Annotated in this window: 13 protein-coding genes; 7 read left to right on the top strand and 6 right to left on the bottom strand. The window is 44.2% G+C overall.

What is annotated here, in order from left to right; translation table 11 throughout:
* Positions 1–19: 19 nt before the first annotated feature.
* The 6 genes from AC5ZC7_RS07855 to AC5ZC7_RS07830 all read left to right on the top strand — a co-directional run bounded on the left by AC5ZC7_RS07855 (position 20) and on the right by AC5ZC7_RS07830 (position 3790).
* Positions 20–595, top strand: a complete 576-nt coding sequence (locus tag AC5ZC7_RS07855; protein WP_496163033.1) for an SIS domain-containing protein — start codon at positions 20–22, stop codon at positions 593–595.
* Positions 595–1290, top strand: coding sequence for a sugar phosphate nucleotidyltransferase (locus tag AC5ZC7_RS07850; protein WP_496163034.1), 696 nt, complete (start codon positions 595–597; stop codon positions 1288–1290). The genes AC5ZC7_RS07855 and AC5ZC7_RS07850 overlap by 1 nt, the downstream gene beginning before the upstream one ends.
* A complete protein-coding gene (locus AC5ZC7_RS07845) occupies positions 1287–1808 on the top strand; it encodes an HAD-IIIA family hydrolase (RefSeq protein ID WP_496163035.1) in 522 nt (173 codons plus the stop codon). Before AC5ZC7_RS07850 ends, AC5ZC7_RS07845 begins: the two co-directional genes overlap by 4 nt.
* Before the next feature lie 26 nt (positions 1809–1834).
* Positions 1835–2806, top strand: coding sequence for a hypothetical protein (locus AC5ZC7_RS07840; protein WP_496163036.1), 972 nt, complete (start codon positions 1835–1837; stop codon positions 2804–2806).
* A 178-nt stretch (positions 2807–2984) separates the two neighbouring features.
* Positions 2985–3356 carry a VOC family protein gene (locus AC5ZC7_RS07835; protein ID WP_496163037.1) on the top strand — a complete coding sequence of 124 codons (372 nt, stop codon included), beginning with the start codon at positions 2985–2987 and terminating at the stop codon, positions 3354–3356.
* Positions 3357–3364: 8 nt separating this feature from the next.
* Entirely contained in the window at positions 3365–3790 is a 426-nt protein-coding gene (locus AC5ZC7_RS07830) for a MarR family winged helix-turn-helix transcriptional regulator (protein WP_496163038.1), read from the top strand.
* 133 nt (positions 3791–3923) lie between these two features.
* Here AC5ZC7_RS07830 and AC5ZC7_RS07825 read toward each other — a convergent pair whose 3' ends face one another.
* From AC5ZC7_RS07825 to AC5ZC7_RS07810, 4 genes are all read right to left on the bottom strand, one after another.
* Positions 3924–6461: a DNA gyrase/topoisomerase IV subunit A gene (locus AC5ZC7_RS07825; protein WP_496163039.1), complete on the bottom strand. Its 2538-nt coding sequence runs from the start codon at positions 6459–6461 to the stop codon at positions 3924–3926.
* 17 nt (positions 6462–6478) lie between these two features.
* Positions 6479–6883, bottom strand: a complete 405-nt coding sequence (locus AC5ZC7_RS07820) for a hypothetical protein (RefSeq protein WP_477076327.1) — start codon at positions 6881–6883, stop codon at positions 6479–6481.
* On the bottom strand, positions 6880–7776 hold the full coding sequence (locus AC5ZC7_RS07815) for a DUF1835 domain-containing protein (protein ID WP_496163040.1): 897 nt from the start codon (positions 7774–7776) through the stop codon (positions 6880–6882). The genes AC5ZC7_RS07820 and AC5ZC7_RS07815 overlap by 4 nt, the downstream gene beginning before the upstream one ends.
* A 124-nt stretch (positions 7777–7900) precedes the next feature.
* Positions 7901–9808: a toprim domain-containing protein gene (locus tag AC5ZC7_RS07810; protein ID WP_496163041.1), complete on the bottom strand. Its 1908-nt coding sequence runs from the start codon at positions 9806–9808 to the stop codon at positions 7901–7903.
* A gap of 336 nt (positions 9809–10144) precedes the next feature.
* On the opposite strand from AC5ZC7_RS07810, the gene AC5ZC7_RS07805 reads away from it, so the two are divergent.
* Positions 10145–10294, top strand: coding sequence for a hypothetical protein (locus tag AC5ZC7_RS07805; protein ID WP_496163042.1), 150 nt, complete (start codon positions 10145–10147; stop codon positions 10292–10294).
* Positions 10295–10630: 336 nt separating this feature from the next.
* Here the strand turns inward: AC5ZC7_RS07805 and AC5ZC7_RS07800 are convergent, their stop codons facing one another.
* Both AC5ZC7_RS07800 and AC5ZC7_RS07795 read right to left on the bottom strand, forming a co-directional pair.
* A complete protein-coding gene (locus AC5ZC7_RS07800; protein ID WP_079468073.1) occupies positions 10631–11299 on the bottom strand; it encodes a response regulator transcription factor in 669 nt (222 codons plus the stop codon).
* Between the two features lie 47 nt (positions 11300–11346).
* Positions 11347–14448 carry a triple tyrosine motif-containing protein gene (locus tag AC5ZC7_RS07795; protein ID WP_496163043.1) on the bottom strand — a complete coding sequence of 1034 codons (3102 nt, stop codon included), beginning with the start codon at positions 14446–14448 and terminating at the stop codon, positions 11347–11349.
* Positions 14449–14473 lie beyond the last annotated feature (25 nt).

The raw sequence follows: 14473 nt of genomic DNA, 5'->3' as shown, positions 1-14473 counted from the left end.
CAAATCAAAAAACTGTTTCATGAAACAACATATTATCAACAAGCTCCGCGAAAGTATAACGGTAAAAGAGGCGATTTGCCAGGATGAGCCACTGTTGAACACCATAAAAGTGGTAGCTGATACCATTACCCACAGCCTGCAAACCGACCACAAGATTCTCTTTTGCGGCAACGGCGGTAGTGCCGCTGATGCACAACACCTGGCCGCTGAATTTTCCGGTCGTTTTTATAAAGACCGCATGCCCTTGTATGCAGAAGCACTCCACTGCAACTCCTCTTATATGACGGCAGTAGGCAACGACTATGGCTATGACCAGGTATATGCCCGCATCCTGAGAGGAATAGGCCGCCCTGGCGATGTGCTGGTGGCAATTTCTACTTCCGGCAATTCTGCCAATTTATTGGAAGCCATTAAAGTGGCGAAAGAGCAGGGCATGATCGTAGTGAGCATGACAGGCAGCACCGGAGGGAAAATGAAAGCCGGCAGCGACTACCTGATCAATATTCCGTCTACCGACACGCCACGCATACAGGAAGCGCATATTACCGTAGGACATATCATTTGCGAAATAGTAGAAAACAACCTGTTTGCATAATGGTACGCGAATGCATTATACTTGCCGGAGGTTTAGGTACACGCCTGCGCAGTGTGGTAGCTGATAAGCCCAAATGTATGGCGCCTTTGGGCGATCATCCGTTTTTATACTACCTGCTCCAATATCTCCATAAACAAGGTGTTACCCATGCGGTATTATCCCTGGGTTACTTATCTGAACAAGTAATTAACTGGTGCAATAACACGCCATTACCATTGCGTGTATCCTTTACCGTTGAACCAACCCCGCTGGGTACCGGTGGAGGCATCCTGCATGCTTTACCAGCATTGGAAGGCAAAGAAGTATTCATTGTAAATGGTGACACCTATTTCGATGTGGACCTGGCAGCATTTTCCGCGTTCCACCACGAACGGCAAAGTCCTCTGTCGCTGGCGCTGAAGCCCATGCTGCAATTTGACCGCTATGGTAGCATAGAACTGGATGCACAGCAGCGAATCACGGCTTTTCATGAGAAAAAGTTTTGCGCAGCAGGCCTGATCAATGGTGGCATTTACATCACCAATACGGACTTTTTACATCGCCTGGCGCTACCGGAAAAATTTTCTTTTGAGAAGGAAGTCCTGGAGCCCGGAGCTGCTGCGGGCCACCTATACGGCTTTATCAGCGATACATATTTCATCGATATCGGCATTCCGGAAGATTACGAAGCCGCACAAAAAGTATTGGTATCATGACGTTATTTCTCGACAGAGATGGAGTGATCAATGAGGAGATCCGTGATGGATACGTGTTACGTCCGGATATGTTTCAATTCAGTGAAGGGGTACTGGCCGCGATGCCATTACTGGCCAAACGTTTTGAGCGTATCCTCGTAGTCACCAATCAACGCTGCATTGGCCGTGGCTTACTGACCGTAGAAGGACTACGGGAAATTCACCGGTATATGTTACAGGCAATTGAGCAACAGGGCGGACGAATCGATAACATCTATTTTTGCCCTGACCTGGATAGTACCAGTCCTTGCCGTAAACCAGCCATTGGCATGGGCTTACAGGCAAAACAGGATTTTCCGGCAATCGATTTTACCCAGGCGGTGATGGTAGGCAATACATTAAGCGATATGCAATTTGGGAAAAGCCTGGGCATGCAAACCGTATTTATTCCTTCCACCCGCCCGGAAGTACCGTTTCCGCATCCGCTGATTGATCAGCGATGCCAAAACCTGTTGCAGTTTGCACAATCCATACAATAATTCCTGTCCCGAACCGTATAATAGATATGGCAAAAAAATCATTACTGTCACTGTTACTGCTGATAACTAGTTTACTGACCTACGCGCAGCAACCGGATGCCGCAGGTATGAAACAATTGAAACGGGACCAGGATACACTGCAGGTACTCAGCAGGCTTATCTTCGATGGCAAAGGTGATGATGGCCGTGAAAGGGCGAAAGATGCGTTTATTCCCCTGCTGGTGCGGGCATTAAAAACCAAACACTCCTTCAAATTCCCTTTTGACTCGCTGAAAACCATTTCCATTCAATATCCGCAAGACAGCGCCTTCCGGATATTTACCTGGGCACTGGAAAGAGAAAATGGCTTTTACCGGCACTTTGGCGCCATACAAATGAATACAACAGATGGTGCACTCAAGCTGTTCCCACTCTTCGACGCCTCCGATTATATCACCAATACTGATACTATTACCGATAATAAATACTGGTATGGCTGCCTGTATTACAACATTATACATCGCCATTACTTCAACCAGGAGTTTTATACCCTCTTTGGCTGGGATGCCAATAATCCCCGGAGCCAGAAGAAAATCGTAGAAATGCTCACCTTCAAAAACGGCCTGCCTGTGCTGGGCGGACCATTTTTCAGCTTTGCAGAAGATAGCACGCCGAAGCCTACCCAAAACCGCTTTATCATAGAATTTAAGAAGGAAAGCACGGCTACCCTCAATTATAACAAAGAGCTGAATATGATTGTGTATGACCATCTTATATCAGAGACCAATGAACCCATGAAGAAGTTTACTTACGTGTCTGATATGGACTACGAAGGCTTTAAGTGGCTGGCCGGCAAATGGATGCATGTCAACAAGGTCTTTAATGATGCCATTCCAATGGGCAAGGGTGCTCCTACTCCACAGCCACTGGATCAAAAGAAAAAGATTATGACCCAACCTAAATCTGCAGAAGATTACCAGGAAACACCTAAACAACCCCTGCAAAAGAAAAAGCAATAGCCCACCCGGATAATAGCCTTTTGCCTGCTGCTGCTATCTTTCCATGAGCGACGAGGGCCAGCCACAGCTCCGTTATCTATCTCCGGAAAAAAAATTTGGGCTTTTTAGTAAAAAGAATGATTGTTCGATTATATTTGCACTATAAAAGAGCGAACATTCATTTATTACCTTTACACTTATGCAACTCAATCACTTAAACCTCACTGTAAAAGATGTGCCTGCAACGCGCACCTTCTTTGAAACCTATTTTAATTTCCGTTGCACCGACCCAAAACTCAATGATAGCTTATCCGTGTTAACCGGACCCGATGGTTTTTTGCTTGTACTCATGCATCAACGCTTCAACGACAAAGAAAACCATACTTATCCGGATGCTTTTCATATAGGCTTTTACCTGGACAACCAGGAAGCGGTAATGGCTATGTATCAGCGCCTGCAGGATGGTGGTATTGTATTGGAACAACCACCACAGCCCATGCGCAAAACATTTGGCTTTTATATGCACTTCGATAGCATCATGATTGAAATTACCACACCCGTTAAAGATTAATATATTATATGCCATCTGACATTAAACAGAAACTACCTATCGGCTGGTACCTGAAAGAAGCTGACAGCCTGATTACACAATACATCAACAACGCCTTTGAAACTTTTGGGATCAACAGGTTTCACTGGCAGGTACTCAAACAAATTGACACACACGGAAAAATCAGCCGGGAGCTGTATTACTACCAGGTTAACAGGTTCCTCACAGAATCTGCACTGGACGAGATATTAGCTTCACTGGTAGCCCGCAACTGGGTGCAACAAAATGAGGACATGTATTCATTTACACCACTCGGAGCTGCCGAATTTGCGAAAATAGCCGCCGACCAGGACGAGAACTACAAAAAAATCCTCAACGGCACTTCTATAGAAGCCTATCTCGCTACGATCGACTTCCTGGAAATCATTATCAGGAACATGGGAGGCAAGATCTAGTAGAAGCAGAAAGCATAAGGCATAAAGCAAAAAGTTATTAAAGCGATTGATAAAAGTGGATGAGTAACATTGATACTCGCTTTTATCAATCGCTTTAATAACTTTTTGCTTTATGCCTTATGCTTTCTGCTTCTTAAAACAATTCGCCTTGCCCTCCAGCTGGTCCTTCTTCGTTCGGATCCGGATCTTCGTCTTCCGACAGCAACTCTGCACTAATCAGGTCATCGCCGGCAATCCTTGTTCCTACTGCTTTCCAGCCGGTCACTTCCACAAATTCAGAGAGATCAATTTCCTCTTCTTCCGGACTCCGTTTCTTACCGGTTTTCAGCAATACGATTGGCTGGGTATGGGTTGTCACCATTTCCAGGTAGTTCGCTGCACCTTCTTTAATGAAGAGGAATTTATTATTCAATGTCTGCGTTTCAATACGGAAACGTTTCACATTAAACTGCTTCTTATCTGCATCAAAATAGATAGCGGTCACTGTTTTTTCCGGGTTGAATTTCTCGATGTATACTACATCTCCGGATTCATAACGGTTGGTGAGATCGTAGTTGGTAAGCTCGTAAGTACCGTTCTTAAAGGCTACAAATATCTTGTCTTCCCCTTCAAAGGCACCAATGTATACACCACGTTCTTCCGTATTTAAACGACCTGTTTCTGTATCATACCAGATTTTTTGTCCGGCTAATGTAGATACACCTTTCTCTTTGAACTTCACACTGCGGATCGGGTATTTGGTGACCACATTCCCCATGGAGCTACGTCCTTTGATGGCAATCGTTTCAAAGAACATGTCAAATTCTTTGTTACGTGCACTACAGTTCGGGCTAAGCTTAATGGTGACTACTTCCGCCTCTCCGTTAGGATTGGAAGAGAAGTAATGTACTTTGGAATTCTTCTCGCCTTTGTGCGCCAGCTCATATTCCTTGTCGCGGGTAACACCCGTTACATTGAAACGTTTCGCATAGCTCACACCCGTTTTACCTTCTACGTAAATCATGTTGTAGGTAGTACGTTCATCATTCTTGCGGAAGATGTCCACATGAATAATATCCTTCCCTACAAAGGTTTTGTCGGCTACTTTCGTTACCAGCATTTTACCATCCCGGCGGAACACGATGATATTATCGAGGTCAGAACAATCTGCCACAAATTCATCTTTCTTCAGCGAGGTACCAATAAACCCATCTGCACGGTTTACATATATCTTAGTATTGGCAATCGCCACCTGTGCTACCTGTATAGTATCAAAAGTTTTGATCACTGTTTTACGTTCGCGGCCTTTACCAAATTTCTTCAGCAGGTTGTCGTAGTAAGCAACAGTATAATCAACCAGGTTGGCCAGGTGATGCTTTACTTCTTTGATTTCTGCTTCGATATTTTTGATTTGTTCATTCAGCTCATTGATATCAAGGCGGTAAATTCTACGTACAGGCTTCTCCGTTAATTTCACAATATCTTCACGGGTGATCTCGCGTTTCAATTGTTTTTTATATGGATTAAATCCTTTGTCGATCGCCACCAGTACTGCTTCCCAGTCCTTGTGTTTTTGCTCCAGCTCCTTGTAAATACCTTTTTCGAAGAAGATTTTTTCCAGGGAGGTGTAATGCCATTTTTCCTGCAGCTCTGCCAATTTGATTTCCAGCTCCTGTTTGAGCAGGTCTTTGGTGTAATCAGCAGATGCTTTCAATAAATCAGAAGCGGTGAGGAACTGCGGTTTATCATTTACAATAACGCAGGCATTTGGAGAAATCGATATTTCACAATCCGTGAATGCGTACAATGCGTCAATGGTAATATCCGGCGAAATACCTGGTGCCAGCTGCACTTCAATTTCCACTTCTGCGGCGGTATTATCCACCACTTTACGAATCTTGATTTTACCACTGTCGTTAGCTTTCACGATAGACTCCATCAGCTGGGTGGTGGTAATACCATGCGGTACATCCTTTATCAGCAGGGTCTTTTTATCTTTCTCTTCGATATGTGCGCGTACACGTACTTTACCACCGCGTTTACCATCGTTGTAGTTGGCTACATCCACCATGCCGCCGGTACTGAAATCGGGAAACAGCTCAAATTTCTTACCACGTAAATACTTTACAGAAGCATCTATCAGCTCTATAAAGTTGTGTGGTAATATTTTGGTAGATAAACCTACCGCGATACCTTCCGCTCCCTGTGCCAATAACAGCGGGAACTTCATCGGTAATGCGAGGGGCTCGTTTTTACGGCCATCGTAGCTCAGTTGCCAGGAAGTGGTTTTAGGATTAAACCCTACCTCCAGTGCAAACTTCGACAAGCGTGCTTCAATATACCTGGCAGCTGCTGCATCATCTCCGGTTCTGACATCGCCCCAGTTACCCTGCGTTTCAATGAGCAGGTCTTTCTGACCGAGGTTTACAATAGCATCACTGATGGAAGCATCCCCGTGTGGGTGATACTGCATCGTTTGCCCGATAACGTTTGCCACTTTATTAAAACGGCCGTCATCCATTTCTTTCATGGCGTGCAGGATACGACGCTGTACGGGCTTCAACCCATCTTCCACGCTGGGCACTGCCCGCTCCAGGATTACATAAGAAGCGTAATCCAGGAACCAGCTCTCATACATGCCCCCCACGTGGATGACATTGTGCAGAGATTCGTCTGGTGTTTTATTTTCCATGTCCATGTATAATACACTTACGGTTTTACGTTAATCATTTTTTCAAAATCTTCCCTCCATATACGAATACTGTCCTTTTGCACATCTTCGAGAGAGTTCAGTTCAATAAAGCAACAATCTGTTATCGCTATCAGCTGATGCCAAACATTCACCGGCACTTCTACCCTGGCCGGCGCTGTTATTTCCGTGACCACAATTTCTTTTCCATCCAGTGGACACCAATGCATGGCGGCCTTACCGGTAAAAAGATAGAGTACTTCCGGATTTTTGTTATCACTTTTGCCTTCGTGGTAATGCTGTCCGCTACTGCTGCCGGCATTACGGTAACAAACCATAAAATCGCCGGTGCGGTTGCAATTCCAGAAATAACCGCTGCCGCGGTCATCTGCTCCCAACAGGTCAAGGGATGTTACCTTTATCATAGGGTAGTTGGATTTTCAGTGTTTTCTGTTGGGGTAGTTTCTCCTCCGCCCTCACCAGGTAATTTCACTTCAAAATCGCGGATTGTTTTTAATTCTCCCCTGCTATCCAGTTTGCCTTCGCGGATCAGCTCTTTCAGCCGCCAACCCAGGAACTGGTCCATCACAGGATATTTCAATTTACCGGTTACCTGTTGTACTACCCGCCATGCTTTCACAAAGTCTTTCCCACTTTGTGCCAGCAATTCTTTATCATAAAACAGGGTCGGCTCTCCCTTTATTTTTTTGCCGCCTTCCAGTAAACGGATACCGGCATTTTCATTCATCATTCGATGCCATTCATCTCCATCCAGCTCATACTCTGCCAGCGAAACAGCACGGGCCAGTTTCTTCGCCTTCAGGAATTCCTTTGGCAATATCTGGTGCAGATGAGTAGGATAAAATACCGCACCCTTCTCATTCAGGAAAGGCAGGTTATTGAGATAAATGATATGTATACGTCCGGCAAAGTCATAACATTGACTCACCAGCCAGTAATAACCACAAACATCACGGGCGTTTTGTCCGGCCCAGATCCATACTTCCTGTTCCGGATTTTCCTTCAGCTGAGCCTTCAGCGCGCTAAAGCGATCCGCATCTTCCGGCTCCTCTTCTACAACAAGTGCAGGCGCCACTGCGTCTCCTTCCTGGGCGGGTGCCGGCGAAATACCCGCCAGTTGCTGCCAGAACATTTTTCGTCCTGCCCTGCCTTCTTTAGTGTCCAGTATGAACAAGGGTCCAACAGACAGATCATCTTCAAAACAAAGTATCTCTCCGCTCATTTTCTCATCCATCGCAATCGCTTCTCCCAGCACCGGAACCGAAGATTGACCAAAAACAATGTGTATTAAGCCCATACAATGAAGTTAATTACGAATTTCAAATTACGAATTACGGATTTGTGGGGAGATAGTAGAAGAAGATATTCGCGTTCTTCTTCCCATAAATCTGTAATTCGTAATTTGAAATTCGTAATTCTTTTTATACTGTTTCTTCAACTAAATCTTTTTCATACCGCAGGTTGTTAATGATAAACTCCTGACGGGTCTGGGTATTTTTACCCATATAGTATTCCAGCAACTTCTGGACATGGATATCTTTCGATAAAATGATCGGCTCAATACGGATATCTTCCCCAATAAAACGGCCAAATTCATCCGGAGAAATTTCTCCCAATCCTTTAAAACGGGTGATCTCCGGTTTACTACCCAGTTTCTTCACCGCTTTCTGTTTCTCCTCTTCCGTATAACAGTAAATAGTTTCCTGCTTGTTACGCACCCGGAACAATGGTGTTTCCAGGATATATACGTGTCCGTTCTTTACCAGGTCAGGGAAGAACTGCAGGAAGAAGGTCAGCAGCAGCAAACGGATGTGCATACCGTCCACATCGGCATCAGTTGCTACCACAATATTGTTGTAGCGCAATCCTTCCAGGCCTTCTTCAATATTCAGTGCGTGTTGCAGGAGGTTGAATTCCTCATTCTCATACACAATCTTCTTGGTCAAACCGAAGCTGTTCAGCGGTTTACCACGTAAGCTAAATACTGCCTGTGTTTCCACGTTGCGGGATTTAGTAATGGAACCACTCGCAGAATCACCCTCTGTAATAAAGATGGTAGAATCCAGGCGGCGTGCCTCCTGTTCTGCTTTGTCTTTTCCGGTTAACTCATCATTGAGGTGTAAACGGCAGTCGCGCAGTTTCCTGTTATGCAGGTTGGCTTTCTTTGCTCTTTCGTTGGCAAGCTTTTTAATACCTGCCAGCTCCTTGCGTTCACGCTCACTTTGTTCGATGCGTTTCTTCAACGCATCGGCAATAGCGGAGTTACGATGCAGGTAATCATCCAGGTGTTTGGACAGGAATTCCAGTACAAATGCCTTTACAGAAGGACCTCCGTCTGACACCACCTGGGAACCCAACTTGGTTTTAGTTTGCGATTCAAATACCGGCTCCTGTACCCTGATGGCTACTGCAGCGCAGATAGAAGCCCGGATATCAGTAGCTTCATAATCCTTTTTATAAAAGTCGCGGACAGTTTTTACAAATGCCTCGCGGAAAGCCGCCAGATGCGTACCTCCCTGGGTGGTATGCTGCCCGTTCACGAATGAATAATACTCTTCTCCGTATTGGCTTTCATGGGTGATCGCCACTTCAATATCCTCTCCTTTCAGGTGAATGATCGGATAGCGCAGGTCTTCTTCATTGGTTTTACGCTGTAACAAGTCCAGCAAACCATTCTTGGAAATATATTTTTTCCCGTTGAAGTTGACGGTCAGACCCGCATTCAAAAAGCAATAGTTCCAGATCTGGTTTTCCAGGAATTCCGGGATAAAGCGATAATTTTTAAATACGGTATCATCCGGTGTAAACGTTACCAGCGTACCATTAGGTTCGGTGGTAGCTGCTTCCTTATGTTCTTTTATCAGTACACCTCTTTCAAACTCCGCCACTTTCATACGGCCATCGCGAACGGATTGTACGCGGAAATAGCTCGACAAAGCGTTCACTGCTTTGGTACCCACCCCGTTCAATCCCACTGACTTCTGGAAAGCTTTGCTGTCGTATTTGGCGCCGGTATTGATTTTACTCACTACATCCACTACTTTTCCCAACGGGATACCACGTCCATAGTCGCGGATCGTAACATGATGTTCTGTTACTTTGATGTCTATCTGCTTACCAAAGCCCATAGTATGCTCATCAATACAGTTATCCGTTACCTCTTTAAGCAGGATGTAAATACCATCATCCATACTGGAGCCGTCTCCCAGCTTACCGATGTACATACCAGGCCGGAGGCGGATATGCTCCCGCCAGTCCAGCGACCGTATGGAGTCTTCCGTATAGGAAGCAAATAGATCTTTGTTATCCGTTTTGTCCGTATTTGCCATAATATATTAAAATTTCCTAAATATTACTGTTTCAAGGGTTCATTCATGATCTGCAAGGATACTAAATCTTTTAGCAAAATCAGATTGCTGGCAAAAATAACGGATTCATTGAATCATCCCAAGTATAAGTTATGCACTATGCTTACACTATTGATAATCAATTTATTAAGACTTATAAATTTTGTATTTTCGGGAAAAATCCATCTTTTTAGGGTATTTTAAAAATCGATCACATGAAAATGGTATAAAAAAAATTTATTTGAAATAAATGTTATATCAATAAATTATCTATATTTACGTAAGTCAACTTTACAGAGAGAACCTAACCTAATCCTTATGAAAATACTATTCCTTACCCTACTCACCGTAGTAGTTTTAGTAGCATTTGTAGCTACCTATTTCATCAAAAAAGAACAGGATAACAGCATTGGTAACAAATTCCTCCGCCTGATCCGGAAATTTGATTCCTGGCAAATGATGCGCTAATCCGCTATTACTATTTATAACCGGCTTTTTACAATATCCGCAACAAGTTTCATCAGTCTGGCAATAGCCATCAGGGAGTGTTATGTCTAATATTGAAGGTATCCAACCTATTAACCGTATAATCCCTATCCTATGAAAACTGGTTTAGTATTCAAACTTGCTTGTTTATTGATTGCAGCAGTAGTGCTAACAGTGCATTTGCTGAAGAGAAGCATGACGCTGAAGCAGAAAGCATAAAGCAGAAAACAAAAAGCTATTGTGGCGAATGATCAAATTGTATTAATAATGTTCGCTACAATAGCTTTTTGCTTTCTGCTTTATGCTTTCTACTTTCAATTATCTGTTATAATATTTATTCACCGCATCTGTACGGCTTCTTACGTGCAGTTTTTCGTAGATGTTGTGTACGTGGCGTCTTACCGTTTCAATACTGATAAACAGGTTGCTGGCAATTTCTTTGTATAGGTATCCTTTGGACAGTTGGTCCAAGATTTCCTTTTCACGTGTTGTTAATGCTTCCAGCGCAGGATTGGGTTTTGCCTGTTTCTGGAAAAACGCTACCACCCTTCTGGCAATTTGCGAACTCATGGGCGAACCACCATCGTACAAATCACGGATGGCTTCGAGTAATTCACCCGGTGATGTTTTCTTGAGAATATATCCACTCGCACCCGCCTCCAGCGCCATGAAGATTTTATCATCATCTTCATAAACTGTCAGCATCATAAATTGCATATCGGGATGTTCCCGCTTCAACTGCGCAATACATTCAATACCATTCATACCACCCGGCAAATTGAAATCCATCAGCACTACATTTGGCATCAATTGAGGGATCTGTTCTACTGCGGTTTCTGCATTATTAAAAGTCCCTACACAGGCATAACCGTCAGAACCATTAATCAGCAATTCCATAGCCGTGCGGATATCATGATTATCTTCTACTATCGCAATAGTGATAGTGTCCATGTTATCCTGGGACTTCTTCTTTGAGTATACCGTCATGTTTTAAGGAATTATAACACTTAAATGTTATTAAAAACAAATGTATGTTAATTTAGTGGGATATCGAGAAAAACTATTGTTCCATTGTTCGAGGAGATATCCGCATTCCCCCCTACTGATATCATTCTCTTCTGAATATTTTTCAAGCCATTACCAAATAACCTCACCTTTTCCTGATCAAATCCTTTACCATTATCCTTGATCATGATCGTCATATTTTTGTGCACTTTTACTTCTACAATCACCTCTGTTGCCTTGGCATGCTTGACTACGTTGTGCAACGATTCTTTCACCGCCAGGTAAATGTTTCTCCTGGTCCCCCCACTCAGCTTGATATTGGGAATACTTTCCGGTATGTAAAACTGATGCGTAATATGCGCATGCTCCAGGAACTCTGCTGCAAAACTTCTCATATAGGCGATCAGGTTAGCCAGTGAATCATTGGAAGAACTCATCGCCCAGATGATTTCACTCATCTTATCCACCATCTCTCCTGCTGTTTCAGAAATACGCTCTACTTCCCTGGTTTGCGCAGGATCCTGTATTTTCCGTTTGGCCACCTCACTCAGCAAACGAATCGTTGATAACCCCGATCCCAGGTCGTCATGCATATCACTCGAAATACGCGCCCGCTCCTGGTCTACCGCCTGCTCTTTCTCCAGTTTCAATTTCTCATGCCGGATCTTATAATCCAGGTACAGGGTGGAAAAATAATACGCAATTCCCAGCAACAGCAACAATAACAGGAAGCGGAACCATAACGATTGCCAGAATGGAATCCGGATCACAATTTCCAGCGTGGTCGGAATAGTACTCCAGATATCATCATTATTGGATCCCCTTACTTTAAAAGTGTAACTACCAGGATGCAGATTCGTATAACGGGCCATCCTGAAGGTACCCGCCTGCACCCAATCCTCATCTGCGCCTTCCAGCTTATACTGCACCTTGTTTTTCAATGGATTAGTATATTCTAATGGCACAAATTCAATGGCAATGGTATTCTGGTTATATGGCAACTCCACTTTCTTCAGCAGGGAAATAGCCGTATCTGATTCATACGGCTTATCCAGCACTTCCATACGCCGGATAATCACTTTGGAATTAGACAGGTTGTCGCGGAAGTTTTTTGGATAAAATCCGTTTACCCCGCGAATACCACCAAAAAACAGCTCTCCGTCAATAGATTTGTAAAATGCTCCGGTATTAAACTCGTTCGATTGTAGCCCATCTTCGTAATTATATGTAGTGATCTCTCCTGATAACGGATTAATCTGCGATAACCCCTTATTGTGACTCACCCAAATTCTATCTTTATCATCTAATAGCACGCCATACATGTAGTCATTGATCAGCTTGGGGTTATCATAACTATTATAATGCTGCTTGATCCGCCCCGCTTCATCAATGATGAATAATCCCTTGTTAGTGGCTACCAGCAACTCTTTATGTGCATTCTTATTGATGGATTTCACCGTGGTACCCGACGGTAACGGGATCGATTTCCAGCGGGAATCCACCGCATTTTTTGCATACAACGCCGATTTCGTACCCACGTACTGGTTACCCATGAAGTCTTCATAATAGGTGGTCAGCATTTCGTCCGCAAAATTATGCACCACCGATACTTCATAGCCTTTGCCAGTATTGTCGTACATCAGCAGGTAGCCCCCATAGTTGAAATATATTTCACTATTGGTACGCTTGAACAGGAAAGGAAACGGATCCCGCTGTGCCGGTAGTCCCAATGCGGTTACCTTACCCGTGAGGTCCTGGTAAGACTTGGTTTGTACATTAAATAACCCGATGTGCATGCCTGCAAAGTGCAGCCATAAATGATCTGCATTTTCCCGGCAAATAGCGCCCAGGTCATTTCCCGGAAACTTCCCGGGGTATAATTCATTGGAAATACGCTCCAGGAATTTTCCGCCATCTTCATAAATATTCATCCCGTCGCGCATCAGGCCCACATAGAGTTTGCCGTCGTCATGCTTATACACGGCCTGCACCATATTATGCGTGATATAAGGCGACCGGAAAAGGTTAAATACTTTTTTATGGGGAGAATATTTTTTCAGTCCGTCGCCATCAGTGCCTACCCACATGTTGTCGGAAATATCACGATACAGGCAGGAAACATTATTGAAAGAGCGGGTTTCGAATGTATTGAAGCTCACAATATGCCGCAAAATTTCGTTGCGGGTAATACTATATACCAGCACACCATCATTGCCGCCGATCCATACATTTCCAAACTGATCCACCTCAGATACGCCCGGGATAAAAGGTTCTCCCTTTTCGTTTCTCATATCGAAAGCCAGGTCACTGAATTTATTCCGTTGTTTGTTGAAGATGGTAATATGCCCGGCACTGATGATAATCATCGAATCCTTATTGAGATTCCGCATAACAGGCTCAGGGCCTATTCCCGGCAGGCAATAAGTCGACAGCCGCAGGTTTTTAGTATTGAGAGAAAAAAGTTCTCCTGGCTCACCATTCATCCAGATCGTATTCCCATCTTTCATTACCACGGTAGGCAATACTCCCCGCTGGCGGAACTGTGGCGGATAAAGAATAATACGACGCACTGCATAAGTGGTATTATCCAACACATACAGCCCTTTCATGGGGCGCCATATCCATAAAGAATTGCTGGCAGTGTCTTCTCCCAGGATAGTGAACTTTACATTATTATCACGTTCCCGGGCGTTTACATTAGAGGTATCCTCCAGCAACGTCCGGAAGCTGTTACGATATTTATCATACACACTGATGCCGTTGTTGTGGGCCAGCAGCAGCTGTTGACGACTGTCTTTATAAAAAGAGAATCCTTTATATCCTTTAAGGTCGAAGCGGTTAATCACCGCCCTGTTGCCGGTAGAACCACGGGGCACCAGCTCTCCTTTACCTTCTCCTGCTTTGTAGAGGGTGCTCGGTTTGTACCGGTATTCATTGAAGGTGTAGCCATCGAAACGGTTAATACCATCTCGCGTGGCAATCCACATAAATCCCTGGTCGTCCCTGGTAATATCGAATACAGTACTTTGAGAAAGGCCATCATTAACACTATAGCTGTCGAAAATGTATGGTTTGTCCTGTGCATGCAGCTCCCCGGAGAAGAGCCCCCAAATACAGCATAGGATGAACATTTTTAAACGATGCGGTTGATGCACT

The sequence above is a fragment of the Chitinophaga sp. 9-1-y genome (assembly GCF_059511905.2).
Note: the sequence above shows the minus strand (reverse complement) of the source record. Positions and strands in the feature narration are given on the sequence as shown.